The organism is Dasania marina DSM 21967, assembly GCF_000373485.1.
Taxonomy (GTDB): Bacteria; Pseudomonadota; Gammaproteobacteria; order Pseudomonadales; family Dasaniaceae; genus Dasania; species Dasania marina.
Window position 1 is genome coordinate 93,884 of the sequence record NZ_KB891589.1, and the last position, 25,424, is coordinate 119,307.

Sequence of the window (25,424 nt, forward strand, 5' to 3'; positions counted from 1 at the left end):
TTAGTAGCCACTGACCCAGTCAGGCAAAATAACATTGTTTTCTGTCGCATATTGCTGCCAAAGCGTCAGCATTTCTTGCAGTTTTTTGGGCTGGCTTATAGCTAAGTCGTTAGCTTCGGCTACATCATTTTTTACGTTGTAAAGCTGCCATTCGCCGTTGCCGTATGGGGCGGGCATATGGACTAACTTCCAGTCCCCTTTGCGTATGGCTCGTTTGCCCATTAACTGTATACCTAGCACGCGCTGCTGTGCCGCCTGAGGTAATACGCCGTCGGTAAGCAGTGTGGCCATAGATATACCGGTTATAGGTTCTATGGGGCGGCCTTTATAGCTATCTTTTGGTGGGCTAATACCTACTATATCCAGCAGTGTGGGAGTAAGGTCTTTTACGGAAACTAGATTGTTTTCTATTGCGCCGGCGCGAAAGTGTTTTGGGTAGTGGGCAAAGGCTGCCACTCTAGTGCCGCCTTCTGTGGTGGATCCTTTATAGTATTTTAAGGCAGGGGAGCTGGCTCTAGCCCACGCTTCAGCCAAAAAGGTATAGGAGCTAGGTTTGCCCATATTGTCAAAGCTAAAATCGTGAGTTTCATCTATCACTTTTCTAATTTTAGGAAAGGTATCTTTGGGCCAGGTGTTGTCCAAATCATGTCCTTCGGCGCCGTTGTCCGACATAAAAATAATGACGGTGTTTTCAAATAAGTTATTTTGTTTTAAATAGGAAACCAACCGCCCCGTGTGGCTATCAACTTCATCTACCATGGCTGCATAGATTTCCATGCGCCTAGATTCTATTTTTTGCTGGTCTTTAGTGAGTTCATTCCATGGACGTATCGATGGGCTGGCTGTTGTAGCTTGAGATGCCGGTAATAAGCCTAATTCTTTTTGCTTGTTTAAGCGCTGGGTATAGAGAGTCTCATAGCCACTGTCGTAGAGGCCTTTATACTTTGCTATGGTTTTATCCGGTGCCTGTATGGGCCAGTGCGGGGCGGTGTAAGCTAGGTAGGCAAAAAATGGTTTGCCTTGGGCTTTGTCTTGTTCAATATTTTCAATAATGCTATCGGTATAAAACTGGCTTGAATAATGAAAGTTTTTAGGAAGTTCGCTGAGTAGTTTGCCGTTTTTTCTATAGGGTGCTTTGGCTACAGGTGTCGCTGCATAGGCGGGCTTCATATCACTAAAGTGGCTGGCGCCGCCACTGAGCATGCTGAATGTTTTATCAAAACCGCGTTGGTAGGGGCTGCTATGGTCAGCCAAGCCCAAGTGCCATTTTCCCGCCATGTAGGTGTTATAGCCGGCATCGCGCAATAGGCTGGCAACGGTAACAACACGTTTATTAAGATAGCCCTCGTAGCCGGGCTGGCCTTTTTGGTTGGGGGCTAGCTCTTCTTCCATATTACCTAAGCCGGCTTTATGGTTATCAACACCGGTTAATAACATGGCTCGGGTAGGTGAGCAAGTGGGGGCCGTTTGGAAATTGGTAAAGCGCACGCCCTGGTAGGCCAGAGCATCTAAATTGGGGGTTGCTATCTCGCCGCCAAAACTGCCTATGTCGGTATAGCCCATATCATCCACGACTATCAATAGGATGTTGGGTGGCTGTGCAGTGTTGGGGGTTTTACCTGGCTCAGGTGCTAGGCTCATAGCGTAAGCTAACGGGGTAAGCAGCAGGTAGAGGAATAAGTGGCGGCTAAATACCGCTAAGCCCAAGGTTATTTTTTTCATCATAAAACTCGCAGTTGCTGAGTAAACGCTACAGCTTATGTAGAATTTTTATAGGATTTGATGCAAAAAAGGAAACCCCATGTGGGTTTCCTTTTTGTTAGTAGCGATATCAAACGATAGGCTTATTCATTAGTCGCCGAAATTATAGGTGACTGATAAGCCCACGGTACGTGGTGGTGCATACACTTCTTGGGTAAAGCCAAAACCATCGCCAATAAATACATCGAGTATCGCTAAATCAAGATGATACACGCGATATTCTTCATCGGTGAAGTTTTTAACCCAAGCACTATATTTCCATGCGCCGTCTTCAGTGGTGTAGGCTACGTTGGCGTTACCAACAAAGTAAGCATCTTCTTTTGATGATTCATTGTTGGTGCCCTCTAGGTATTGCTCACCGGTATAAGCGCCATCGATTTGTGCCGTCATCTCACCGCCTAAAGCGTTCCAGTTATAGCGTACTAAGGCGTTGGCGCTATATTCTGGGGCGTTGGGCAGTTTAACATCTTCATTATCTATGCCTAATGCTGTGGGGGCGCCATCAACTTCGGAATCTATAATCGATAAACCTAAAACGATATCCCAGCTTTCGTTAGGGGTGATAAATAATTCTACTTCACCACCGACGTTAGTTGCGTCGCGGTTAACGACTTGAGGTGTTGCATTTAACAAAGAAAATTGTTGATAGTCTTTGTAGTCATAATAAAATACCGTGCTGTTTAAGCGTGCTACCCCATCTTTAAGCGTTAGCTTGGAGCCTATTTCATAGGAGTGTAAAACTTCTTCGTCGTGTTTGAAGTCTTCTACTGCCACATCGCGGCTGGGTGACCAGTTACCGCCTTTAATGCCGCGGTTATAGGATACAAAGTAAAGGTCATCCGCTGCACTGGTATAGTTTAGCTGTAGCCTTGCCGCATAATCACCATAATCAATTGTATTAACTGCCGAGATATCTTTTGCTTGCAGTACCGGCGCTAAACCATCATCAGAACCATCGGGGTTACGCGAATCGTCGGTTGTTAGCACGTCTATGTCTTTATCATCCTGTGACCAGCGATAACCTACTATACCCGTCCAGCTGTCGTTAAAGTCATATTCTATCTGGCCAAACACCGACCAGTTAGTTGAGTTTAACTCAGTAGTGGTTAGGGCAGTGTTATAGGTTGGGGTGATTACATTACCATCGGCAATAGACTGATTATTGCCTTGTATATCTAGATAGAATAAGCCGGTATTCCAGCGTAAATTATCGTGATCGCCAGCAAGACGTAGTTCTTGTGACCATTGGCTGTAATCCGCAATAGTAGAGAATTCAAAAATGGCACCAGTCTGTGCGCTGGGTGTGCCGTCGGCATCCTCAGTATAGAATTTATCTAGCTCTAGCGAATTGGTTATAGAAACGAATTCTACCGTATCTGAAATTTCCCAAGAAACTTTAGCTGTTACGCTAGTTGTCTCACGATCAAAATAGCCGCCATCGGAAAAATCTTCATGGGGGTCTGGGCTAGGAGCATTGGTGGGTATGGCTAAACCTAAGGCATTGACGTCGGCGTCTTGTACAACATAAACACCTGTAGGAACATCGCTATCTTCTGAGTAACTCGCAATTAAATCGGCGACAATGGTGTCACCGATATCAAACTGCAAGGCGCCACGGACAACGTAGCCATCAGCACCTTGTGAATCTTCGCCGCCGACTTTGTTTTCTATATAGCCATCGGCTTCTTCCCAGCGGGCAGCTAAGCGACCACGTATACCATCGGCAAGGCCGCCACCGATGGCACCTTCTAATGATTTTCTATCAAAGCTGGCAAGTCCACCTTGCACATAGCCATTGAGGTTGTCGGATGACGCTCTATTGGTAACATAGTGAATTAAACCGCCGGTAGCGTTACGACCAAATAGTGTGCCTTGTGGGCCACGAAGTACTTCAACCCTTTCCATATCAAACAGTTGACCGTTTATAGCATTCATACTGCCTATATAAGCATCATTAATATAAACAGCTACTGGCGCCTCTAAATTGTCTTGGAAATTGTTTTGGGAAATACCGCGTAAATTAAAGGCGGTAAAAGCCGGAGTAAAAGATTGTAATTGTAAGCCTGGCACTTGTTGAATGATGTCTATGGTGTTGACCATACCCAAGGCGCTCATTTGATCGCCGGTAAAAGCTGATACCGAGATACCAACATCTTGAATATTTTCTATACGTTTTTGTGAGGTGACTATAACTTCTTCCAGCACCGAGGCGCTAGCTCCAGTTGATGCGCAGCTTAAGGCAACTAGGCTGGCACTAATAGCCTGGCTTAGGCTGGAACGGCGTAATGATTTACTCATATTTTTTCTCCCATGGTACCTCTTAATTAAACGCATAGTTTAATTTTTTTGAGGCATACAATTAATATGTATATTTTATTATTTTAGATTTTGGCTGTGTGAATTTAGCGAGTCACAGCGGCATCTAATTCATTTTTTTCTGTATGATTCCTTGTGTTACTTAAAAGGAATAAATGTTAAAGAATGAACATTAATAATACAGAGTCAATTTATAGTAGAGTCTAAAGGTCAGGCTGAATATCATCTATATGGTTGATAGTAGACGTTTGTATGTTTTTTGTTTTTATTAGTTAGATAAGTATCCATTGATGTTTTTTATTGATATAACCAATTGCGATATAGATTTTTTAGCTCGCTCGCACTTATTCTTTAAGCTCATCTATTTGGATGATATGAATATTTCCGTTGGCTAAGTAATGTTTGTGTTGTATTAAAGGTTTACGCACTCTTTGTGTCTCATTTGGCAGCTCAGGCTGCCTTTTTTCTATATGCAAAGATAATGTAAGTACTTGTTTATTTAAAACATAAAAGTGTAGCGTGGTTTGTGTGTCTAGTTTGTGCATCTATAGATAGGAAAAGCTTGGTAAGTGATTACGCTGTATCTATATAGCTACCAGTTAACGACGCAATAATTATCATTCTACGGCTATCAATAACAAACATGATTAAGGGTAAAGTCTCATGAGAAAATATGACGCAATTATAGGCGGCTTAAAAGCCGATTGTGCTGAATGGCGTGGGGTGACCAACCCGGCTACTGAAGAGTTAGTAGGCGAATATCCCGTATGTACTCAAGGGCAATTGGATCAGGCGGTAGCCGCTGCCAATGAGGCCTTTAAAATATGGTCAAAAACCCCGGATCAAACCCGGGTAGACGCCCTTAATGCGATGGCTGATTTTGTTGAGGCTAATGCCGATGAGTTAGCTAACTTATTAACCCAAGAGCAGGGTAAACCCTTAAAAGGGGTGGGGTCGGAGTTTGAGTTACAGGGTTGCATAGGCTGGTTGCGGGCCACGGCGGGTATGTCGCTGCCGGTAAAAACCTTGGAAGATAGTGATGAGCGTTTAGCGCTGTTATACCGCAAGCCGGTAGGCGTTGTCGCTTCCGTTACCCCTTGGAACTGGCCGCTAATGATAGCCATTTGGCATATTGCCCCTGCGATACGGGTGGGTTGTACTGTAGTGATTAAACCTGCCTCTAATACACCTTTGAGTACGTTGCGCTTAATCGAAATTTTAAACGAAGCGCTGCCTAAGGGTGTGCTGAATATTGTTACCGGTGATATAGGGCATCAGCTACCCAGCCACCCCGGTATCGCAAAAGTGGTATTTACCGGCTCTACCCCGGTAGGCAAGAAAGTGATGGCCAACGCTGCTGCTGGTTTAAAGCGTATTACCCTAGAGCTGGGCGGTAATGATGCGGGTATCGTGTTACCCGATGCCAATATCGCTGACATTGCCGAGGGCTTATTTTGGGGCGGCTTTATCAATAACGGCCAAACCTGTGGTGCCTTAAAGCGCTTGTATGTACATGAGTCGCAATATGAAGAGGTGTGCACTGCGCTAACCGCTATCGCTACGGCTATGCCTATGGGTAACGGCCTAGATGAAAAGAATATGTTTGGCCCCATTCAAAATAAGAGTCAGTTCAATTTAGTGAGAGAGTTGGTGGATGATGCCAAGGCGCAGGGTGGTCGTATACTTTGTGGTGGTAAGCCTTTGGCCGGTAAGGGCTATTTTTATCCGCTAACTTTGGTTGCTGATGTCACTGATGGCATGCGTCTAGTGGATGAAGAGCAGTTTGGCCCAGCTTTGCCAATTATTAAATACAGCGATGTTGACGATGCTATAAGAAGAGCGAATAACTCTGATATGGGCTTAGGTGGATCGGTATGGTCTAGTGATATAGATAGAGCTAGAGAAGTTGCTTGCCAGATAGAAAGTGGCACGGTGTGGATTAATAGTCACGGCGCCGTGCTTCCACATATACCCTTTGGTGGCGTTAAGAGCTCTGGCATAGGTGTTGAGTTTGGCATTGAGGGTTTGGAGGAATATACCACTATGCAATCCATGCATATTCCTAAATAAGTCGGTTTTTAACCTAGGTTATTAGGGCTTTTGTCGCTATGGCTCATCTGCACTGTTATTCGTTTGATAGTTGCAGATGACCATTACAGCTAGCCTTTTACTGCTCTATTAGCTTTATAGACACAGGTGCTATCACACGATGGCGTAGTGAATTTAAGCAATATCATCTTTATCAATGATTGGCAGCTGCTGTGATTTATATATTCTTTAACCCTAATCAGTATGTAAATACATCACCTCTAATTAAAAATGAGTGCATATATTATGAGTAATTACTCTAAAGATTTTTGGCATCCCATGTCACACCCCAATGAAATTAAGCAACGTGAGTCTATCCATGTTGTTAGTGGTGATGGTGTGTATATTAAAGATGATAAAGGTAACGAGTTACTCGATGGTGTAGCTGGGCTGTGGTGTGTAAACGTTGGCCATAATCGCCCTGAGATGAAGCAGGCGATAATGAAGCAGCTGGATGAGTTGGAATATTTTCAGCTGTTTGACGGTGTTTCTCACCCGCGGGCAACAGAAATGGCTGCTAAATTGGTTAAAATGACCGAGCCAGAAAACATGAAGCGCGCCTTTTTTACCTCTGGCGGTTCCGATTCGGTTGAGACAGCTCTCAAATTAGCGCGTCAGTACCATATTATTAATGGCCAGCCTGAGCGTAAAAAGTTTATCTCCTTAAAAAATTCCTACCACGGCTTGCACTTTGGTGGTTTGTCGGTGGGCGGTATCAATGCCTTCCGTCGTAATTATGAGCCTTTACTTAATCACACTATTAATGTTGATGCGCCATGGTTATACCGTAACCCCTGGAACTGTGAAGACCCTGACCAGTTAGCGCAATTATGTGCCGACCAATTAGCACAAGAAATTGAATACCAAATGCCTGATACCGTAGCGGCCTTTATCGCCGAGCCGGTAATGGGTGCGGGTGGTGTCATTGTGCCGCCTGAAAAGTACTGGCCCTTAATTCGTGAAGTTTGCGATCGCTATGGCATCTTGTTAATAGCCGATGAGGTGGTTACTGGCTTTGGCCGTTCGGGTTCTATGTTTGGCAGCCGTGGCTGGGGTGTAGCGCCAGATATGATGTGTTTGGCAAAAGGCATTTCATCGGGCTATATTCCCTTGGGCGCGGTTATGATTAACGAGCGTATGGAGAAAGCTTGGGATAATAACGCCGATTTTAATGGCGTAATTATGACCGGTTATACCTATTCTGGTCATCCAGTTGCTTGTGCAGCGGGTATCGCCTCATTAGATATCGTTGAAAAGGAAAACCTGCCAGAAAATGCTAAAGTGCAAGGTGCCTACTTATTAGAAAAACTTACAGGCTTTGCCGATAAGTTTGCTAAAGTGGGTGAGGTACGCGGCAAGGGCTTAATGCTGGCAATAGACTTGGTAGACGATAAAGATAGCCGCCAGCCTATAGACCCTACTAGCGGTTATGCCAACAGAGTTGCTGATGTGGCGCGGGAGCAGGGCGTGTTAGTACGGCCTGTAGGCACTAAGATTATCTTATCGCCACCACTGATTTTTCAACAAGAGCATTGTGACAAGCTAGCGGAGGCTTTAGATAAGGCTTTTAGTACAGTAAAAAGTTAATACCCTGTTAAATTTTTTTACAGCTTCTATGCTGCATCACTAGCTAACAGTGTAGCGATGCAGCCTTGATAATAATTAATAGAACGAGGGGTTTATGACAGCTTATTTAGGCTCTAAAAAAACGATTATCGATATTAATACAACGCGATCTATTATTGCGGTGTTATTTATTGCTGTTGCCGGTGCCTGCATGTTTATATTGCAACCGGTTTATGTTCAAGGCCTAGTAGGCTACTTACACTTTTCTGAAAGCGACGCCGGGATGATTGCCGCAGCAGAAATGTTTGGCTTGGCGGCTACGGCTGTAGTGACTAATTTCGTTATTAACCTAGTGAACTGGCGGCTGCTGACGCTTATTTTTATTACGTTGGCAACGGCTGGTAATCTCTTGTCGGTAGGTGTAACTGATATCAACTTATTAATTATGGCCAGGGTGCTAGCCGGTTTGGGCTGTGGCGGTTTAATTAGTATTACTTTTATTATGATGGGGCTTACTCAGCGTAGTGATAGGAATATGGCGCTAATTATCGTGTGTGTGCTGACTTATGGTGCGCTAGGTTTGTTTGTGATGCCCAGTGTGCTTCAGGGGTTTGGTGTTGATGGTGTGCTGATTTTTTTTGCAGCTTTCTGTGCTAGCTGTTTACTGTTTGTTGCTTACTTACCTTGCAACCACCAAATGCATGAACAGGTTGTAGACGATGTTGCCAGCTACTCACGGCCTATCAAACTCCTGACGCTATTAGGCGTGTTGGCCTACAACCTAGCGATAGGTATTGTATGGGTCTATATGTTTTTGGTGGGTACTGATGCCGGCATTAAAGAGCAGACTGTAGCTAATATATTAACAGCCTCTCAAATTTTAGGTATCGCAGGAGCTTTACTAGTCGTAGTGTTTGAAAGGCGTTTTGGCCGTCATTTACCTTTGTTGGCAGGGATAGTGGGCGGCGCTATTGCCATAGGTTTATTATTAGGTAAGCCTGAGTTTTTACTGTTTACCCTAGGTGTGTGTGCCTTTAACTTCCTGTGGAATTTCTCTATGCCCTATATTTTTGCGGTATTAGCGGATTTTGATGCTAGAGGAAAAATGGTAGCAGCGGGGGTTTCTTTGCAGCTAATAGGTTTTGCCTTTGGCCCTGCGATTGCTTCAGCCATGCTAGGCGATGCCAACTACACGCTGGTTAATACTATTGCCATCGTACTGTTTATTGTTTCAGCGATACTGTTATTTCCGGGCCTACGTGTGCAGGATAAGCACTATGCTGCAACGGGGACGTGTAACTAACGGATGTCTATGGCAGATAGCAGCCAATAAACGTTTTGCAGTAGGGCGCTTATTGGCTATAGGCCATTGCTAGTATGGCTTGGTCAAGGTGAAAAATAATTTACCGTTATCTGCAGCTGTTAGGGCTTACTTATTCAGTACCGCAAATCACATTCGACGTAGCTCATTGTTGCTTGATCGAGTACATGTTCTGTTCCGCCGGCATTCGTTGGCCCCATCCAGCTGGCTGTTGCCTGCATTTTATTGAAGTCTAGAATAACATTCGTCAACCAAGGGCCGTTAGCTTGTGGTGCAGATGATGATGCGGCTGTTGAGGCTTCAATCCATGTGATGAGGTAAATATCTTTAGCGATCTCAAATGCGCGGTAAGCCTCGGTTTGATCGTAGCCTGCTAGAGGGCCTGATACTCCCTTCCAGAGTACTCTGCTATCTGCTTGCCAGTGTTGCTCTAGAATATGGCCCGAGCAGTAGGCAAGCCTTACAGCCTTGCCAGTAAGATCATTGGTGAGTGGGTGCCCTTGAGGGTGTAAGCTAATATTTTCTATATGGGTTTTGGCTATAGTGTGCTTATTGCTGGTCATTATCATGTAGGCCTTATGAAGTCTGAGGAGAAGGCAGATAATAAGATTTACCAATCAGTACTGCTATCAACCAAAAGGCTTATTTAGCTACGTTAGTGCCGCAACAATATAGATAGTTTGCGTTTTTTGATTGTTCAGGATGTAAGTCTTTAATTATCACTGACGTGGATATTAGGTATAGCCACAAGCTTAATTTTTCTCAGCTAGTCTGAATATTAAGCTCTCTTAATACCTTTGAAATTAATTCATTGGTGGAGTGCACATCAATTTTTGGGTATATATGCTGTAAGTGGGTGCGAACGGTAGGCAAACTAATATTAAGTTGCTTGGCTATTGTTTTATTGTCGGCACCACTTAACGCGTATTCAAGAACATCCAGCTCTCTATTGGTTAAACCATAATTATCGGCAATAAATTCGCGTTCAGAGATACGTGCAGGCAGATAAATGCTGTTGAGGGAGTATTCTAAAAATGGCTGTATATTGCGCATGGTATCCAAGTCTTTGCTGCCAAACTCATCCATGCTGTCATCGCGTAACAAGGTTAAAATGGCGATGATTTTGCCATGATTCCTGAAAAATATATCGGCTACATGTACATAACCATAGGGCTTAATAAAATCTTGGTAGAACACGGAGTTTAGCCACTTGGTGTGCGGCATGATGGTGTTGCTACTGATAACCGTGGTGTTGGTGTCTTCAAACTTTGAGGGGTGCATGGGGTCTATGTATTCTAGTTTGTTATAGTATTTTTTCTCCATTTCATTTTTTACATTCAAACCCACAAAGCCTTTTTTATGCATGTGTGGGTCTGTGATGTGAAAGCGCGCTGCTTTAATCCCTATAAGCTTTTGGGCTAAGTCTATACATTGTTTTTGAAACTCATCGGGGAAGTTCATTCGCTTACCTGTAGTTATTTTTAATTATTTTCCCATGAAGCGTTTAACTTGTTAAGTTTATTATCACGCTATTTTTTAGCGCTGCTGTTTATTTGATGTATTGCTCTATAGTTCGGCAGCATAGATTGATCAAGTGTGGGGTAGACTCTAGTGCGGTTTCGGTGTTTTGGCGAGTATGAACCCAGCCCAAATAGGTAAAGCCCCGCGCCACCATTAACAACGGTAATTGTGCCAGTTTCTGATCGGACAGTGGCCTGTGCTGGCGATAGCCCGCTATCAGGGCTTGTTTGGCAATTTCATAATGTTGATCAAACTGAATAAAATACAAGGCGGTGGCAATTTCGAATAAGTGCCAGCCAAAGCCGGCATCATCAAAATCGATAATTTGCACGCTATTAGCATTAACCAGCACATTCTCCGGTACCAAGTCGGCATGTATCATGCTGTAGTCTGCGCTATCGGTGCTTAGCGTCATTAGTCCCTTACGCACGGTTTTACGGGCCTTGAGTATAAGACTACGTTGCACTGGGCTGAGTGCTTGCAGCTCCCAGAATGGCCCCCAGAAGGGCTCTTCACCGACTAGATCTTCTAGGCCCCAGCTGTGACGCTGAAAGCCCTCAGGCGTGGGCCACTGCGACGCTTGGTTATGTATTTGCGCGGCGACCTGGCCAATAATGAAATAGTTTTTCTGTATTTGCTCGGGGCTATCACTGAGGCCGTCTTCAATAGAGCCTATTTGTTTGCCATCTACCCAGCTTAATAAATCAATTTGTCTGGTTTCTGGGATGCTGTCTAGCGAGGCCAGAGTAAAGAATGCCCCTGTTTGGGTGGGGATAGCGTTAGGTACTTCTATACCGCAGCCTTGTAAGGCATTTACCCAACTTAATTCGGAGTGTAAAGACGCATCGGAGTGATAGTTAGCTCTATGTATGCGCAGGGCGTATAGCTGATTGTCAGCGGTTGTTAAGCGGTAAACGGCGTTTTCCCTATGTTTAATCAGGCTTAAATGGCCTTCCAGGCCCCAGGCGGGTAGCGCGCTATAGGCTAAACGTAACAGTTGTTCTTCTTGTTGCGCGAGGCTTTGTTGATAAAAGGTATTCATATGCAGGCTCTGTTAAATCTGTGGTTAAACTAGCTTAGTTAGACCGTTAATGAGTGGCCTAGCTAAGCAGTCGTACTAGAGGCTTGTTATAGCTTGGCAAATGCCTGCGCTAAGTTGCTTAGTAGTATGTCAGCGTGCTCTTGGCGGAAGCAGATAGGCGGGCGCATTTTTAAGATATTGTCATGCCGGCCAATTTTGCTGATGAGTACGCCTTGCTCTTTCATAATATTGCTAATGCGCGCAGCTTCGGCGGTGGCGGGGGTTTTGCTCTGTTGATCCAGTACTAATTCAATACCAAAAAACAGACCACTGCCGCGCACATCACCGATTAAGGCCTGCGTTGCTGCCAGCTTCTGTAAGCCTGCTTTAATGTACTGGCCTACCTGCAGTGAGTTGGCGACTAGGCCTTCTTGTTCTATGACTTCCAGCACCGCTAGGCCGGCGGCACAGGAAACGGGGTTGCCGCCAAAGGTATTAAAATACATCACATCGTCACGGTAGGCGTTGCCTAGTTCAGGGCTGCAGATGGCGCCGGCCAATGGGTGGCCATTACCCATAGGCTTACCTAGGGTGAGTATGTCGGGTGTTACGCCGCTGTGCTCGTGCCCCCACATCTTGCCGGTGCGGCCAAAGGAAGATTGCACTTCATCAAAGATGACTAGGCCGCCGGCTTCACGCACTAGTGCTGCCGCCTTTTGCAAATAGTTGGGCGGTAAATCGGGTAGCCCTTCATTGGCAAAAATAGGGCAGATCAACATGCCGGCAAAGCCTGTGCCTTCTTCATTAAAGGCGGCGATAGTGTCTTTAATTTGCTGCATATAGGCATCGGTTAAGGCGTCACCACTTAGGCCATTGAGTGGCCTGTAGCTGTCTGGAAAGTCTACCGCTTTCACATAGGGGCCATTGGGCTTGCCGTCGTTAAATAGCGTAGCCAAGGCATCTACGGCGGTAGTATTGCCGTGATAGGTGGCATTGCTGCAAATAATGCCTTGCTTACCGGTATGGTGGCGGGCCATGCGCAAGGCTACTTCATTGGCCTCGCTGCCAGTGCAGGTGAGAAAGAGCATGGATAAAGAGTCATCCAATAAACCGGTGAGCTTTTCGCCATAATTCAGAATATTTTCATGCAAATAGCGGGTGTGGATATTTAACTGGGCGGCTTGCTTGCTAATAGCCTCTACCACATGCGGGTGGCAGTGGCCTACGTTGGGTACATTATTGTATACATCTAGGTAGCGCTTGCCGTCGGCGTCGTGTAGCCATACCCCTTCGCCTTTGACTATATGGATGGGCTGGTCGTAAAAAAGGGGTGCTTTTTTACCGATTAAACGATAGCGACGCTCCAATAATTCAGCATTCTTCTCGGTATTGTTCATAGTAAAACCCTTGTCTTTGCTTGTGTTTAGCGCGTTCAGTTAAGCCTAGTGGCTATATCGCGGTGGCCCTAGATCTATAACAGTAGCTAAGTAACTGTTTTGTGTAGTGTAGTGGCGGATCAATAGTAGGAGTAATAATAGCGGGGCAGGGGCTTACTTTGCTATCCATCTAAAGGTGGATAGCTGGGGCTTATAGGCTGTGTTTTAGGTCTGAGATGATACGTGCTAGCAGCTCGCCGCGGGTAGTGACAGCCGTTTTTTGGTAAATATGAATCAAATGGGTTTTGATGGTGGGTAGCTCTACCATGAGCTCACGGGCAATCAGTTTATTACTAAAGCCGGCAATAATGAGTTCCAGTACATCCACTTCCCGTAGGGTGAGTTGATATTTTTCTTGCAGCGATTGCCGCTCGGCAACGCGCTTGGGCATGTAGACGGCATTGAGCGCGTATTCAAAAAAGGGCTGTAGCTTATTTAATAACGCCAGCTCGGCAGCAGTAAAATTTTCTGAACAAGGTGCGCGTATAACGCTAATAACTGCAATAATTCTATTGCTTTGCCTTAGCAGTATGTCGGCCACATAGCGGTGCTTATTGGGCAGCATAAACTGTTGGTAATACTCGGTTTGCTGTAGCTGTTGTTCGGATATTTGTGAGTCTAGGGTGATTACTAGATCAGTGCTGTGATGAAAATTATCGGGTGATAGGGGGTCTAGGTGGGCGAATTTTTTTTGATAATCAGATTCCGTGGCGGATGAAAGATTATAGCGAACCACACCCTTGTGCTGTAGATCGGGGTCGACTAAAAAAAATACCGCTGCGTTTATCTCAATTAGGCTATTGATTAAATCCAGGCTCTGTTGCTGGAATTGATTAGGGAAGTTAGAGCGGCTAGTCATAGAGTAAAAATCGCGTGGTAATGAGACCTAGGCAATAACGCCTCGGTTAATGGCTTATGGTTAATGAATAATGGCTTATGGTTATGGGATAAGTGAAAAAGCATGATTATCTTTCTACGCTACTGAGTCAAGGCGCTAAGCTGATTAGCTTGCTATAGATTGTTTTAAGGTTTGCTGGTTTCGACGCGCCTAATTGCTGGGCTAGCGGCTAGTATAGAAAGGTGGGTAATGCATGATGCACTAGGTGTTATAAAAGAAAGGTGCGCACGACACCATCTTAGGGCTGTGTTCAACTGCAGCGCTATTATGGTGCTGTGCTGGAGGCTTAGCGGCTAGCGTTTAATCGTTAAATGCTAAGGTGCCTACATCAACGGCGCTGCCTCCGCCATCGGCAATCAAGGTAGTACCGGTGACAAAGGATGCATCATCCGAGGCTAAAAACTCAGCGCAGGCGGCTATTTCATCGGGTTCGGCCATGCGTTTTAGTGGTAGGTGACGTGTGGTTTCGGCGGTCGCTGCATCGGCTGTTATATTTTTAATACGGGCAAGCTCAGCCATTTCCTCTGTGCTCATAGGGGTTTTAACCCAACCAGGGCATAGGGTGTTGGCGCGTATATTATGGGCTCCACAATCAAGCGCGAGTGAGCGAGTAAGGCCTATTACTGCTGTTTTGCTGGTGACATAACTACACATGCCTTGGCCGCTAGTGATGCCGGCCACCGACGCTATATTAACGATAGCACTGGCAGGTCGTTTTGCCATGGCAGGAATGGCCGCGCGAGCCATGTGCATCACGCCACTAACATTAATGTCGAAGCTTTGCTGCCACTGCGTTATATCCTGCTCGGTAACGCTACCACTGTAGAGCACGCCAGCATTTGATACCAAAATATCTAGGCCGCCATAGAGCGCTACGGTTTTATCAACAGCGGCTTGGCAGTCGGCCATCACTGCCACATCGCAGCGTATCGCTTCGCACCCTGTTTGCTGGGCAATTACCTGCAGCGGCTCTAAACGGCGACCGGTAATAACGACTTTGGCACCCGCCTGAATAAAACGATGGGCTATAGCTGCTCCTATACCGGTACCACCGCCGGTGACGATGGCTACTTTGCCTGCTAATCGCGCTATATGCATGCTTATCTACCTTTTTATGGCGAAATAAGTTTAGTATAGGTAATTGCATACGCTTTGCTATCAACCGTAAGGTTTACTACATGCTAATTCCTTTGGCTAGCTCGCTCTTTATTTTTGCTATGATTAGCACATAACCTTCTAAGCAGCGCTTGCTGTTAGCCATTCATTATTACTAAGAGTCTCCTTTTGTCCGTTTTTGAATTAACATTAATTGCCCTGACTTTCTTGATCGGCGCTTCGATTATTTGGAGTACTATTAGGGTTGGCATATCGCCTATGCCTAGTTCTAGAAAAGCACGTGAGGCGATGATGCAGTTGCTTGCAACGGTAGGGACAGAAGTGGAAAAAACGCCTATAGTTGATCTAGGTAGTGGTTGGGGGAGTTTGATTATCCGCTTGGCGATTAAATACCCCGGTCGCCAGGTTGTTGGCTATGAGTTATCCATCATGCCATGGTTGGTGACGGTGTTAACCAGTAAGTTATTGGGCTTAAAAAATATTACCGTGTATAGGCAAGACTTTTTAAAGGTAGACTTATCAGCTGACGCAATCATCGTTTGCTATTTGTTTCCTGCGGCTATGGCGGCACTTGATGTTAAGCTGGCAGGGCAGAAAACGGCGATCCAGTATCTCATCAGCAATAACTTTGCATTGCCGTCCTTGCAGGCCGAAAAAACGATACGCTTGGACGATTTTTATCGATCACCTGTTTATCGCTACCACTTAGTTGATGAGGGTAATGGTGGGTGAGGCTCACCCTGAGTCAGTCATTAAAGTAAACGTTAACAGAGGCTGTGGCAATATTGTCAACATAGCAAAAATTACCCATGATGCTTTATGAAAAAGATAAAGTGTTACTTTGCAGGTCTTTCACGTTACGTTAAAAAAACGGATTCATATGAACAAAAAAATTAGTGTAATTATTGTTTTACTTATTGCTGTAATAGCTTTGGTGATAGTTTTTATACTCACGCCACCTGCTATAGACTTCACCGCTTATGAAGCTGGTCAAGCTAGAAAAGATGCCTTTGTTGGCCACTTTCAGCCGATTATCGCTGAGGAAAATACACGGCTACGAGCGTTACGAAAAGAACTATTGGCGTTGGATGAAACTAGCCGCAACAAATCGTGGGTGCAAGATCTAGCTATAAAATATCGTGTCGAGGACTATGATGGCACTAAGGCAGCGCATTGGGACGAGTTGCTTATAAAGGTAGGTGCTATACCTGTGTCATTGTCACTAGCACAGGCGGCTAATGAAAGTTCTTGGGGTACCTCCCGTTTTGCACGTGTTGCTAATAATTTCTTTGGCCACTGGTGTTTTGAGAAGGGCTGTGGTGTTGTGCCTAACAGCCGTAATGCCGGCGCTAGCCATGAAGTGGCAGACTTTGATTCGTCGGTAGATTCGGTTAAATCTTATATGTTGAATCTCAACCGTCACTACGCATACACACAGCTTAGAGCTATTCGAAATGAGCTGCGTAGTAATCAACAATCCTTGTCTGGGGCAGCTATGGCTGGCGGCTTAGTGGGATACTCCGAGCGGGGAGAGGCATATATAGAAGAACTTAGAGAGATGATTCGTTTTAATCAGTGGGCGCAGTTCGATTAGATATAAGCTGTTTGTGTTTAAAGATGAAGGCTAGAAATAAACGAAGGGAATATATGGGGCCAAACCCTATATATTCCCTTAGCGATCAAAGCTTACATTCATAGGCATAATAACTAGCTATGGCTAAGCCGCTGGCAACACTAGTAAAGGTGTTGTGTTGCACCACTTTATTAGGGAATTCACTTTCTAATAACGCTAGCACCGCGGCAATGCGAGATGAGCCGCCAGTGCGAACAACATAATCTAAGGTGTTAGCGTCGGCCTGAGTATTTTTAAACAGATTATCAATACACAGCTGTAGAGCATCCATGACTTCGGCAATAATGTCATTAAATTGTTGGCGATTAAGCGGTATTTCCAACTGCAGCTCTGGAATAGATAACACGGTGTTTTCTGCGTCTGATAGAGCAATTTTGGCGGCTTTGATTTGTTGAAAAATACTGTAGCTATAGTTGTGTCGTATCACATCTTGTAAACGTAGCAGTTTTTCTTGCTCGGTATCATTCTGGGCGAGGTATTCAGCAATGGTTGCCGTGTACTGGTTTTGATTTAAGGTATGGGTGATAGTCCAGTTTAATAACGCTTTCTCATATTGGTCGAAGGGAAACGGGGTGGTGACTAGCATGCCATCCACCATTCGTGACCACTGCACACCTTTACCTAATTCGGGGAAGATCAATTTTTTATAAATGAGTTGATCGATATAGTCACCGCCTAAAGCAACACCCTCGGTACCCAGCACTTGAAATTGGTTGTCTTGATAGTTCACTAGGCATAAATCGAGGGTGCCGCCACCAAAGTCCACGGTTAAAACGGTACTGCCATCCTTAATATTATTCTCTTGCACGAAACTTAAGCACGCGGCTACAGGTTCGGGATAAAAAGTCACTTGGCCCAGTTGCGCGTAAGTGCTGCTCTCTTGAATTCTATCGGTGGCGAGTGCATTTTTACCGGCGTCGCTACCTTCAAATTCTACCGGCCGGCCCATGTAAATGCCCTTGGCAACCGGGCCAACAGCGGTGCTTATGGCATTACGAAACGACAATAAAATGGGGGTAATTAATGCCACTAGACGATAAGGGCGATCAAATACCATTAGTCGGCGGATATTCTCTTTACCCAATAGCCGTTTGATGCCTAAAAATAAACGGCCAGGTAAATCGTGATCTTCAACCGCGCCGTAAACTTTTTGATTGCCTACCCCTTCGCTTTCTGAACCCTCAAATTCGGATTCTACCTCGGCAATAAGCTTAGCGGTCATCTCAATGCGGCGATCTGAATTTTCTTCAACATAGGACTTTATCGCCACGGAGCCGGTGAGTGCTTGAAAATCGCGGTCGAGATGAATGGCTGTAGGCACTGTCTGTGCACCGAGTTCAACTTCTATCATCCGTACATTGACGCCATCAAACACCGCCACGGCGGAATTAGAGGTACCAAAATCGATGCCTATACCTTTCATAGTTACTCACTGTAATCAATTGTAATGCGTGCGGCTAAAGCTAGTTAGACATCGATTTGATATTAATGATGTCCACGCCGTGCGAGGAGTCTGTTGTCTATATTTTAAAAAGCCCGCGATTAGGCCACAACGGCTTATCGTTGTCTATCGTTGTAGAGGTTAAAAGGTGATTATATTTTGATCGGGTGTTTGCTGGGTAATAGGTGCTCCCTAGGTATTCCCCCAGTTCCCTTTCTGCCCAGGGTTTATGGCAAGTCAAAGTGGCTCAATTACTGCGATGCAATATGGAGGCAACACGGGGAAAGAGGCATCGAATAACACAGAGTTAAGCTGAGGGATCAGCTATTCCGTCTTCAGGGGCGGAAAAAGCGTCTTATGCGTTGGTCGCCTGAAGAAGTGGCCGGATGGTGAGCTAGCGAATAAACCATAGCTTTGGTGCTACATTGAGGCATTGTAAATAAGCTAGCCCCCATCAATTTATACGCTTTTTCATTATTAGTGAGAGTAGCTAGAATTCGCCTTGGCAATGTTTAGGGGGCTATTTTATCTTTATTGTGGGCTTAACTAGCTATAGCTGTTTTTGAGGAGCATGGCATAAGGCTAATAGTTAGTTATGCCGTATTGCTGGTGTGTTTGTTTTATCGTTCCATCCTGTAACGCCTGCAATAAACCTTTGTTAACTAATTTCTCCAATCTTTTCCCTTTGGTGGTTGGTGACAGGCCAAAGAAAAGTTTGCTCCTAATGCAGCCGCTAAAATAATGGTTTTCAGTAAGATTGTTTTTCTTCGATAAATAGCCAGTAACATCCATATTGTCATGAATTACGTCAACTTCTTTGTTGTGTAAGGCTTTAACTAGCGATTCGGTGTTGGAATATTTTTTTAATAAATGTCTATTCTCGCTGTATTGGAAAGATTTTTTTCGCAAAGGGCTGAAACCGTCAGTATATTCAGAGACTATTCCCAGCGTTACATCATCTAACGATGCGTTTGAAAGGTATTGCCATTGCTCATGTAAAGTAATGAAGCATGAGTGCATATAAGAGAAGTGAACTTCTGGGATAAGCAAATAATTACTGTCTACACCGCTTGCCGCGATTAAAACGTCGGCCTTACTGCTGGCGACTTGTTGTATGGCGTCATGCCAATTGGTGGTTTTATATATAACCGTAAAGCCAGCAGCTTCAAAAATGTCTTTTGCTATATCAACACCTATGCCATGTCGCTCGTTGGTTGCCAAGCATGAGAACGGACACCATGCATCAGCTACTAGGGTGATTGTTTCTGCCTTAGCGTTTGTGTTTAATAAAATAAACAACATGAAAAAAACATATTTCGCTATTCTATTTTTAGGGTTTATAGGCATATTAGGGTGTTTGATTATTAAGGATGCTTACGTTTATAGAGTGTAGCTGTAATATTTTAATATGTCTTATTTTTAGATAAACCAAAGCCCTATGATTTAGTGGTGGTTCATGTAGGCTTTTTTTGTGTTTTCTGGTAGCTCGCTTGTTGTAAGGCAATCATCTTTTCAAAGGGCATAAGCATTTGCTTAAACTCAGCATGGTGCTCGAGTTGCTGCATGGCTTGGGCGATGCTTTCTATGGTCGACAGGCCATTGCTTATAGATGTTTTCCTGATTTGATACTGTGAGGCTAAGCCGCCGCTGAGGTTGACTCTAGGTAGGTTTTGTAATGCCGGGTGTAGGTGCAACATTTTTTTGGATTTACGCCAGCTAGCATCGATGACTATCAGTTGTTGTATGGCTGGAGTGATGGCATCTTCGTTAACGCTATCACCAATTTCTGGGGTGGCAGGTAGCCAGCTCAACGAGGGGTAAAGCAGGGCAGATGGGATGCCAAGCATGTTTTTTAAGTCAGTATTGGATAATGTTTCGGCAATAATAAGCTCGCTATTGCTTAGGCATAGCTTGGCCATGCGGCCGGTGTTAAAGGGATGGGTAGCCTCTAGCGGGTGCTGTATGATCAGCACTTTAATGTTATTGCTAAGCTTAACCAGTGCGCTGCAGTAGCAGGTGGCTAGTGGGCGCTGGCAGTTTGGGCAGGTGGCTCTAGGCATAAATGACGTTTTTTAGAGTTTATTGAGTGGTATGAAAGCGATTAAGCCCTTAACTGTGGCTACTTTAACAGCAGTGCAAACGCCATTGGCGAATAAATTCTACCGCAAGTATGGTTTTCGTGGCAAAGCTAAACGTCATGAGCCCTGTGTGGTGGTGAGAGATGAGCACAACGCGATTATTGCCTGCGCTTACCTCAGAAATTATAAAACCATTAATCTATTGGCCGGTGTAGCGGTGGCACCCGCGTATCAAGGCCAGGGTGTTGCACGGTTATTGTTAAACCAGCTGGTGGGTTATTTTGATCAACGCACTTATACCTTCCCTTATCAGCACTTGCAGTCATTGTATGCTTCGTTAGGGTTTGCTCTGGTGGCGCCAGATCAGCAAGCTGAAACTGTGAGTGACATATATTATCGCTACCGAGAGCAGGGTAGGCCTATAGTGATGATGCTGTATCAGCCGCGCCCTAGTAGGACGTTAGGTTGAGTCTGTAGCGCTTATGCTTGGGCGTTGTGGGGGAGGCTGTATTGGTTTTTTTGGTGGACGTTATTGAATGTGTGATACGAGCAAAGTATTCAAGCTGCTTAATAGCGCAGTCGTTGAACATAGCAAGTTCACTTGTTAATTGAGGATGTTAAAGGCGCGAAGGTCTAAAAAAACAAGGCCTGTTTTTTAAACCAGGCCCAAATAGACAAACAATAATTGCGTTATTTGTTTAGATAAGTTGCATGAAAACGCAGGTGGTCTTCAATAAAGCTCGCAATAAAATAGTAGCTGTGATCGTAGCCTTCCTGCATGCGTATTTCTAGCGGGTAACTACTGGCTAGTGCTGCGGCTTGTAAGGTTTCTGGCCTTAACTGTTCCTGTAAAAAATCATCTGCTTCACCTTGGTCAACAAGGGCGGGGATAAACGCGGTTGCCTGGCGCATTAATACGCTGGCATCATGTTTTTGCCAAGTGGCTTGGTCTTTACCTAAGTAAGCGGTAAAGGCTTTTTGCCCCCAAGGGCAGTTGATGGGATTGTTGATAGGGCTAAATGCGGACATAGAGCAATAGCGCTCAGGGTTTAGCATGGCAATAGTCAATGCGCCATGGCCGCCCATAGAGTGGCCAGAAATAGCACGTTTGTTGGTGACCGGAAAGTTAGCTTCGATTAATTCCGGCAATTCCTTAAGCACGTAATCGTACATCTGATAATGGCTACTCCACGGCGCCTGTGTGGCGTTAACGTAGAAGCCCGCGCCTTGGCCTAGGTCGTAAGCCTCGTCGTTGGCGACATCGTCACCACGGGGGCTGGTGTCGGGGGCGACGATAGCTATGCCTAGTTCTGCGGCTATACGCTGGGCACCCGCTTTTTGCATCATGTTTTCATCGCTGCAGGTCAGGCCAGATAGCCAGTATAGTACCGGTACTTTGTCACCGTTAGCTGCTTGCGGTGGTAGGTAAATAGCAAAGCGCATGCTGCAGTTTAAAACCGTAGATAAGTGGCTGTATTGTTTATGCCAGCCACCAAATGCTTTATTTACCGTTAAATTTTCTATGCTCATATTAAGGCCTTAATGGCTGCCTCATGAAGAGGCAGCTGATTAACGATTACTTATCAAAATGAATAACGGTGCGTATGCTTTCGCCTTTATGTAATAGTTCGAACGAGGTATTAATCTCTTCCAGTGGCATGGTGTGGGTGATGAAGTCGTCTAACTTAAATTCACCCTGTAAGTAACGCTCAACAATACCCGGTAATTCTGAGCGGCCTTTAACGCCACCAAAAGCTGAACCGCGCCAGACTCGACCTGTCACTAATTGAAATGGACGGGTAGATATTTCTTGGCCAGCACCAGCCACACCAATTATCACAGACTCGCCCCAACCTTTATGGCAGCACTCTAAAGCGGAACGCATGACGTTAACATTGCCTATACACTCAAAGGAGTAGTCTACGCCGCCATCGGTTAATTCAACAATAACGTCTTGTATGGGTTGGTCGTAATCTTTAGGGTTGATGCAATCTGTGGCGCCTAATTTTTTCGCGAGTTCAAATTTGCTTTCGTTAATATCGATAGCAATGATGCGCGAGGCTTTGGCCATGGTAGCGCCAATAATAGCTGAGAGACCGATGCCGCCTAAACCGAAGATGGCAACTTTTGCGCCTTCCTCAACTTTAGCGGTGTTCATTACCGCGCCCATACCGGTGGTAACGCCACAGCCTAGTAGGCAAACTTCTTCTAACGGCGCTTCTGGGTTTACTTTGGCTAGTGCAATATCGGGTAATACGGTGTATTCAGAAAAGGTAGAACAGCCCATGTAGTGGTAGATAGGCTGGCCATCTTTATAAAAGCGGGTGGTGCCGTCGGGCATTAAGCCTTTGCCTTGGGTTTCGCGAATTTTTTGGCAAAGGTTAGTTTTACCCGATAGGCAAAATTTACACTCGCCACACTCGGGCGTGTATAGAGGGATAACATGGTCGCCAACTTTAACGCTGGTTACGCCTTCGCCTATTTGTTCAACTATGCCGCCGCCTTCGTGGCCTAGGATGCAAGGGAAAATACCTTCAGGATCGTCGCCTGATAGAGTAAAGGCGTCGGTATGGCAAACACCAGAGGCGAGAATTTTGACTAAAACCTCACCTTTTCTAGGTAGCATCACGTCTACTTCTTCTACAGACAGTGGCTGGCCAGGGCCCCAGGCTATGGCGGCTTTTGATTTGATAAATTGATCAGACATATTCTTTCTCACTGTTACCGGGTTAGGTGGTGTAGAGGCTGAAATGCAGAAGGGACCTCTAGTGGCAGAAAGTCTATTACAATCCTCTTAATGGGATAATAGGGTAAAAATACAATTCACTTTTACTATATGGTAATAATTGTCTGATCTGACTCTTTTCGCTTCGCCGTACTATGAGCTAGTGTCCGTGTAGCCTAGGGAGTAGGCGCATAGTGTGCTGCAGCGAGAGTAAGCCGCATGCCGGTTGGTCGCTAGGGCTGGCAGGGCGGGGCTGGCTCCAGTAAAACATTCATTGCCAGTAGGTAATAATTGGTTTATATATCAATCCACTTGTACTAATGAGCAATAGTTATGATATGGGAAGGCGTTAGTGAGTTTGTGTCTGTGGCAGAAAGTGAGAGCTTCACTCAGGCATCCCAAAAGTTAGGGGTTTCTACGGCCCAGGTAAGCCGGCAGGTTAGCGCTTTAGAGCAGCGGCTCAATATCAAATTGTTTTACCGCACTACCCGCAAGGTGTCGCTAACTGAAGAAGGGCGGGTGTTTTATCAGCACTGCCGCAGCGTGTTAGACGGTTTGGATACCGCAGTGCGGGCGGTGACTAATTTACAATCTAAGCCTCAGGGTAAAATTAAACTCACTGCCCCTGTGAGCTATGGCGAGCAGCAAATACTGCCCTTGCTTAATGACTTTATGGTGGAATATACAGAAGTTGATATTTCTACCAATCTCAGTAATCAGCGTGTGGATTTAGTTGAAGAGGGCTATGACTTAGCCATACGCATAGGGAACTTAAGCGACTCGACTATGATGGCTAAAAAACTAGGCAAGCGCACAAACTACCTCTGCGCCTCACCTGCGTATTTGGCAAGTTATGGCATGCCTAACTCACTCTCTGAACTCAGCCAGCACAGCTGCCTGCTAGGGACTTCAGATTATTGGCGCTTTAGAGAGGCCGGCAAAGAAAAAACAATGCGATTTGTGCCGCGCTTTCGTTATAACGGTGGTATTGGTTTGGTTGATGCTGCGCTAAAAGGCTTGGGTATCGTGCAATTACCTGATTATTTAGTGCAGGATCATTTAAGCAGTGGTGGCTTAATCTCCCTATTAGACAATTATAGAGAGCCCGATGAATGGATATGGGCGGTTTACCCTCACAATCGCCAGTTGTCATTAAAAATACGCTTGCTGGTAGATTACTTAGCCAAGCACATCGCGTAGGTTTTTTATTATTGTTAAGGTCAAAAAAACATGAAGGCTAGGCGTTTCGTAAGTATTCAATGACGTATAGGTAGTTAACATAATAAACGAAAATAAATCCGCTGATGTTTCTACTGCTGAAGAGGAAGTATTTGGAATATCTGAGGCTGTGTTACAGCAAGGGCGTGGCAAACAGAAGAGTTAGAATGCAGCATAGCCCGTATTAAACGAAACTATGCTGCAATGTAAAGATTAAACTTTACGCGGGTGTTGGCCAAACAAACTCAGGGCGCAAGCCTTCAAAAACGGGGCGGCCGTCGCTTGGTTTGGTAACGCCTGACGCAGGGTCAAAAAATGCGTGGTATGTGGCGGGTAAGTCGTCAGTGCTATAACCCATTAGATTGGGAACAATAACACGAATACGACTTTCTTTATCGTCTAGCATGATAGGTGTGCCACATTCAGCGCAAGTGCATAACTCTAATGGCCCGTTAGGGTTGCTAGCGTTAAACGGCTGGCGGTTAAGCTTGCTGACATCATCTACCACTAAATCATTGTGGTTAAAAAATACAACATGGGTTGTGTCTTGCCCGGTAACACCTTTACATACAGAGCAGTGACAAGTGTGATTGTCTATAGGGTCGTTACTTGAGTGAGTGTGTATATGATCACAGCCACCTGAATATTTATGAGACATAAAACGTTCCTTTTATATAAGTGTGTATTTTTAAAATATACTTAGATTTCACGGTTAAAGCAGGAGGCTATGAATAGCAGATTATATTATCCAATAAGGTCTATTGATTAAAATTCACTATTTAGCCTGCGGCCTTTACTGTGTCATCACCTGCTAAGTATTCGTTGAGTAGTCTCTACAGCAAATAAGCTAGAGATTTTGTATTATGCTTTTAAGGTTGTCGCCTGATGGGTGAAGATGTCGATATGCAAACATTCTGGCTATAACTTTAACTAAAGATTGGTTTATCTAAACAGTATTAAGACCGCTTTTGCTACGGATGGTGGCTGACTTGGGCCTTAAGTTATAGTGGCTTTTTATTTGATAAACTGATTAGGCACATACATCCTTACTGTTGAGCGGCTAGATGCTTTAGAGATGAAGTGTACATCAGCCTCTAATGAAGGGAATACTATTACAATTCCTCTAGGGGGATAATATGGTGATAATGCAATTCACTTTTACTGTGTAGTAATAATTCACTGAGCGGATGTTTATTGTTTCGTCGTGTTATGAGCTTAGTGCTGGAGGTGTTTCTAGGTTAGGTAAATAGCATGTTGTGACGACGGTGCGCTGCATGGCTGCTGT

The 25,424-nt window shown here is 45.0% G+C and carries 21 protein-coding genes; 7 read left to right on the forward strand and 14 right to left on the reverse strand.

Features of this window, described 5'->3' with window-relative positions; translation table 11 throughout:
* Together B067_RS0117285 and B067_RS0117290 are read right to left on the reverse strand one after the other, a co-directional pair.
* Positions 1-1,725 carry an arylsulfatase gene (locus tag B067_RS0117285; RefSeq protein ID WP_205619995.1) on the reverse strand — a complete coding sequence of 575 codons (1,725 nt, stop codon included), beginning with the start codon at positions 1,723-1,725 and terminating at the stop codon, positions 1-3.
* Positions 1,726-1,851: 126 nt separating this feature from the next.
* Entirely contained in the window at positions 1,852-4,059 is a 2,208-nt protein-coding gene (locus B067_RS0117290; protein ID WP_019531351.1) for a TonB-dependent receptor, read from the reverse strand.
* A 681-nt stretch (positions 4,060-4,740) separates the two neighbouring features.
* Between B067_RS0117290 and B067_RS0117300 the strand changes: the two genes are divergently transcribed.
* From B067_RS0117300 to B067_RS0117310, 3 genes are all read left to right on the forward strand, one after another.
* On the forward strand, positions 4,741-6,147 hold the full coding sequence (locus B067_RS0117300; RefSeq protein WP_019531353.1) for an aldehyde dehydrogenase family protein: 1,407 nt from the start codon (positions 4,741-4,743) through the stop codon (positions 6,145-6,147).
* A 264-nt stretch (positions 6,148-6,411) separates the two neighbouring features.
* Positions 6,412-7,752 (forward strand): aspartate aminotransferase family protein, encoded by a 1,341-nt coding sequence (locus tag B067_RS0117305; RefSeq protein ID WP_019531354.1) that lies wholly within the window; start codon positions 6,412-6,414, stop codon positions 7,750-7,752.
* 94 nt (positions 7,753-7,846) lie between these two features.
* Complete coding sequence (locus tag B067_RS0117310) at positions 7,847-9,034, forward strand: MFS transporter (protein WP_019531355.1); 1,188 nt, start codon at positions 7,847-7,849, stop codon at positions 9,032-9,034.
* 134 nt (positions 9,035-9,168) lie between these two features.
* Here the strand turns inward: B067_RS0117310 and B067_RS0117315 are convergent, their stop codons facing one another.
* The 6 genes from B067_RS0117315 to B067_RS0117340 all read right to left on the reverse strand — a co-directional run bounded on the left by B067_RS0117315 (position 9,169) and on the right by B067_RS0117340 (position 15,026).
* A complete protein-coding gene (locus tag B067_RS0117315) occupies positions 9,169-9,615 on the reverse strand; it encodes a MoaF C-terminal domain-containing protein (RefSeq protein WP_156820884.1) in 447 nt (148 codons plus the stop codon).
* A 199-nt stretch (positions 9,616-9,814) separates the two neighbouring features.
* Positions 9,815-10,513 carry a helix-turn-helix transcriptional regulator gene (locus B067_RS0117320; RefSeq protein WP_019531357.1) on the reverse strand — a complete coding sequence of 233 codons (699 nt, stop codon included), beginning with the start codon at positions 10,511-10,513 and terminating at the stop codon, positions 9,815-9,817.
* Positions 10,514-10,601: 88 nt separating this feature from the next.
* Entirely contained in the window at positions 10,602-11,615 is a 1,014-nt protein-coding gene (locus tag B067_RS0117325; protein WP_019531358.1) for a phosphotransferase enzyme family protein, read from the reverse strand.
* 86 nt (positions 11,616-11,701) lie between these two features.
* The gene (locus B067_RS0117330; RefSeq protein WP_019531359.1) at positions 11,702-12,991 is read right to left on the reverse strand and encodes an aspartate aminotransferase family protein; all 1,290 of its coding nucleotides are present in this window, start codon (positions 12,989-12,991) and stop codon (positions 11,702-11,704) included.
* A 190-nt stretch (positions 12,992-13,181) separates the two neighbouring features.
* The gene (locus B067_RS0117335) at positions 13,182-13,889 is read right to left on the reverse strand and encodes a helix-turn-helix transcriptional regulator (protein WP_019531360.1); all 708 of its coding nucleotides are present in this window, start codon (positions 13,887-13,889) and stop codon (positions 13,182-13,184) included.
* A gap of 339 nt (positions 13,890-14,228) precedes the next feature.
* A complete protein-coding gene (locus tag B067_RS0117340; protein ID WP_019531361.1) occupies positions 14,229-15,026 on the reverse strand; it encodes an SDR family NAD(P)-dependent oxidoreductase in 798 nt (265 codons plus the stop codon).
* A 276-nt stretch (positions 15,027-15,302) separates the two neighbouring features.
* Here B067_RS0117340 and B067_RS0117350 point away from each other — a divergent pair, with 276 nt between their 5' ends.
* On the forward strand, positions 15,303-15,776 hold the full coding sequence (locus B067_RS0117350; RefSeq protein WP_051083876.1) for an rRNA adenine N-6-methyltransferase family protein: 474 nt from the start codon (positions 15,303-15,305) through the stop codon (positions 15,774-15,776).
* A gap of 148 nt (positions 15,777-15,924) precedes the next feature.
* On the forward strand, positions 15,925-16,638 hold the full coding sequence (locus B067_RS0117355; protein WP_019531364.1) for a glucosaminidase domain-containing protein: 714 nt from the start codon (positions 15,925-15,927) through the stop codon (positions 16,636-16,638).
* Between the two features lie 85 nt (positions 16,639-16,723).
* Here the strand turns inward: B067_RS0117355 and B067_RS0117360 are convergent, their stop codons facing one another.
* From B067_RS0117360 to B067_RS0117370, 3 genes are all read right to left on the reverse strand, one after another.
* Entirely contained in the window at positions 16,724-18,100 is a 1,377-nt protein-coding gene (locus tag B067_RS0117360; RefSeq protein WP_019531365.1) for an Hsp70 family protein, read from the reverse strand.
* A 600-nt stretch (positions 18,101-18,700) separates the two neighbouring features.
* Positions 18,701-19,465 carry a substrate-binding periplasmic protein gene (locus B067_RS0117365; protein ID WP_019531366.1) on the reverse strand — a complete coding sequence of 255 codons (765 nt, stop codon included), beginning with the start codon at positions 19,463-19,465 and terminating at the stop codon, positions 18,701-18,703.
* A gap of 107 nt (positions 19,466-19,572) precedes the next feature.
* Positions 19,573-20,178 (reverse strand): tRNA-uridine aminocarboxypropyltransferase, encoded by a 606-nt coding sequence (locus B067_RS0117370; RefSeq protein ID WP_019531367.1) that lies wholly within the window; start codon positions 20,176-20,178, stop codon positions 19,573-19,575.
* A 31-nt stretch (positions 20,179-20,209) separates the two neighbouring features.
* On the opposite strand from B067_RS0117370, the gene B067_RS0117375 reads away from it, so the two are divergent.
* Entirely contained in the window at positions 20,210-20,665 is a 456-nt protein-coding gene (locus B067_RS0117375) for a GNAT family N-acetyltransferase (RefSeq protein WP_019531368.1), read from the forward strand.
* A 221-nt stretch (positions 20,666-20,886) separates the two neighbouring features.
* Here B067_RS0117375 and fghA read toward each other — a convergent pair whose 3' ends face one another.
* Together fghA and B067_RS0117385 are read right to left on the reverse strand one after the other, a co-directional pair.
* Positions 20,887-21,726: an S-formylglutathione hydrolase gene (gene fghA / locus B067_RS0117380; RefSeq protein ID WP_019531369.1), complete on the reverse strand. Its 840-nt coding sequence runs from the start codon at positions 21,724-21,726 to the stop codon at positions 20,887-20,889.
* A 46-nt stretch (positions 21,727-21,772) separates the two neighbouring features.
* Positions 21,773-22,903, reverse strand: a complete 1,131-nt coding sequence (locus B067_RS0117385) for an S-(hydroxymethyl)glutathione dehydrogenase/class III alcohol dehydrogenase (RefSeq protein ID WP_019531370.1) — start codon at positions 22,901-22,903, stop codon at positions 21,773-21,775.
* A gap of 351 nt (positions 22,904-23,254) precedes the next feature.
* Between B067_RS0117385 and B067_RS0117390 the strand changes: the two genes are divergently transcribed.
* A complete protein-coding gene (locus tag B067_RS0117390; protein WP_019531371.1) occupies positions 23,255-24,121 on the forward strand; it encodes a LysR family transcriptional regulator in 867 nt (288 codons plus the stop codon).
* Between the two features lie 238 nt (positions 24,122-24,359).
* Here B067_RS0117390 and B067_RS0117395 read toward each other — a convergent pair whose 3' ends face one another.
* A complete protein-coding gene (locus B067_RS0117395; RefSeq protein ID WP_019531372.1) occupies positions 24,360-24,797 on the reverse strand; it encodes a GFA family protein in 438 nt (145 codons plus the stop codon).
* Positions 24,798-25,424: the final 627 nt, after the last annotated feature.

Bases quoted from the DNA above. Each gene is read 5' to 3' on its own strand.
- B067_RS0117285 (WP_205619995.1), bottom strand. From the start codon at position 1,725: ATGATGAAAAAAATAACCTTGGGCTTAGCGGTATTTAGCCGCCACTTA.
- B067_RS0117290 (WP_019531351.1), bottom strand. From the start codon at position 4,059: ATGAGTAAATCATTACGCCGTTCCAGCCTAAGCCAGGCTATTAGTGCC.
- B067_RS0117300 (WP_019531353.1), top strand. From the start codon at position 4,741: ATGAGAAAATATGACGCAATTATAGGCGGCTTAAAAGCCGATTGTGCT.
- B067_RS0117305 (WP_019531354.1), top strand. From the start codon at position 6,412: ATGAGTAATTACTCTAAAGATTTTTGGCATCCCATGTCACACCCCAAT.
- B067_RS0117310 (WP_019531355.1), top strand. From the start codon at position 7,847: ATGACAGCTTATTTAGGCTCTAAAAAAACGATTATCGATATTAATACA.
- B067_RS0117315 (WP_156820884.1), bottom strand. From the start codon at position 9,615: ATGACCAGCAATAAGCACACTATAGCCAAAACCCATATAGAAAATATT.
- B067_RS0117320 (WP_019531357.1), bottom strand. From the start codon at position 10,513: ATGAACTTCCCCGATGAGTTTCAAAAACAATGTATAGACTTAGCCCAA.
- B067_RS0117325 (WP_019531358.1), bottom strand. From the start codon at position 11,615: ATGAATACCTTTTATCAACAAAGCCTCGCGCAACAAGAAGAACAACTG.
- B067_RS0117330 (WP_019531359.1), bottom strand. From the start codon at position 12,991: ATGAACAATACCGAGAAGAATGCTGAATTATTGGAGCGTCGCTATCGT.
- B067_RS0117335 (WP_019531360.1), bottom strand. From the start codon at position 13,889: ATGACTAGCCGCTCTAACTTCCCTAATCAATTCCAGCAACAGAGCCTG.
- B067_RS0117340 (WP_019531361.1), bottom strand. From the start codon at position 15,026: ATGCATATAGCGCGATTAGCAGGCAAAGTAGCCATCGTCACCGGCGGT.
- B067_RS0117350 (WP_051083876.1), top strand. From the start codon at position 15,303: ATGCCTAGTTCTAGAAAAGCACGTGAGGCGATGATGCAGTTGCTTGCA.
- B067_RS0117355 (WP_019531364.1), top strand. From the start codon at position 15,925: ATGAACAAAAAAATTAGTGTAATTATTGTTTTACTTATTGCTGTAATA.
- B067_RS0117360 (WP_019531365.1), bottom strand. From the start codon at position 18,100: ATGAAAGGTATAGGCATCGATTTTGGTACCTCTAATTCCGCCGTGGCG.
- B067_RS0117365 (WP_019531366.1), bottom strand. From the start codon at position 19,465: ATGCCTATAAACCCTAAAAATAGAATAGCGAAATATGTTTTTTTCATG.
- B067_RS0117370 (WP_019531367.1), bottom strand. From the start codon at position 20,178: ATGCCTAGAGCCACCTGCCCAAACTGCCAGCGCCCACTAGCCACCTGC.
- B067_RS0117375 (WP_019531368.1), top strand. From the start codon at position 20,210: ATGAAAGCGATTAAGCCCTTAACTGTGGCTACTTTAACAGCAGTGCAA.
- fghA (WP_019531369.1), bottom strand. From the start codon at position 21,726: ATGAGCATAGAAAATTTAACGGTAAATAAAGCATTTGGTGGCTGGCAT.
- B067_RS0117385 (WP_019531370.1), bottom strand. From the start codon at position 22,903: ATGTCTGATCAATTTATCAAATCAAAAGCCGCCATAGCCTGGGGCCCT.
- B067_RS0117390 (WP_019531371.1), top strand. From the start codon at position 23,255: ATGATATGGGAAGGCGTTAGTGAGTTTGTGTCTGTGGCAGAAAGTGAG.
- B067_RS0117395 (WP_019531372.1), bottom strand. From the start codon at position 24,797: ATGTCTCATAAATATTCAGGTGGCTGTGATCATATACACACTCACTCA.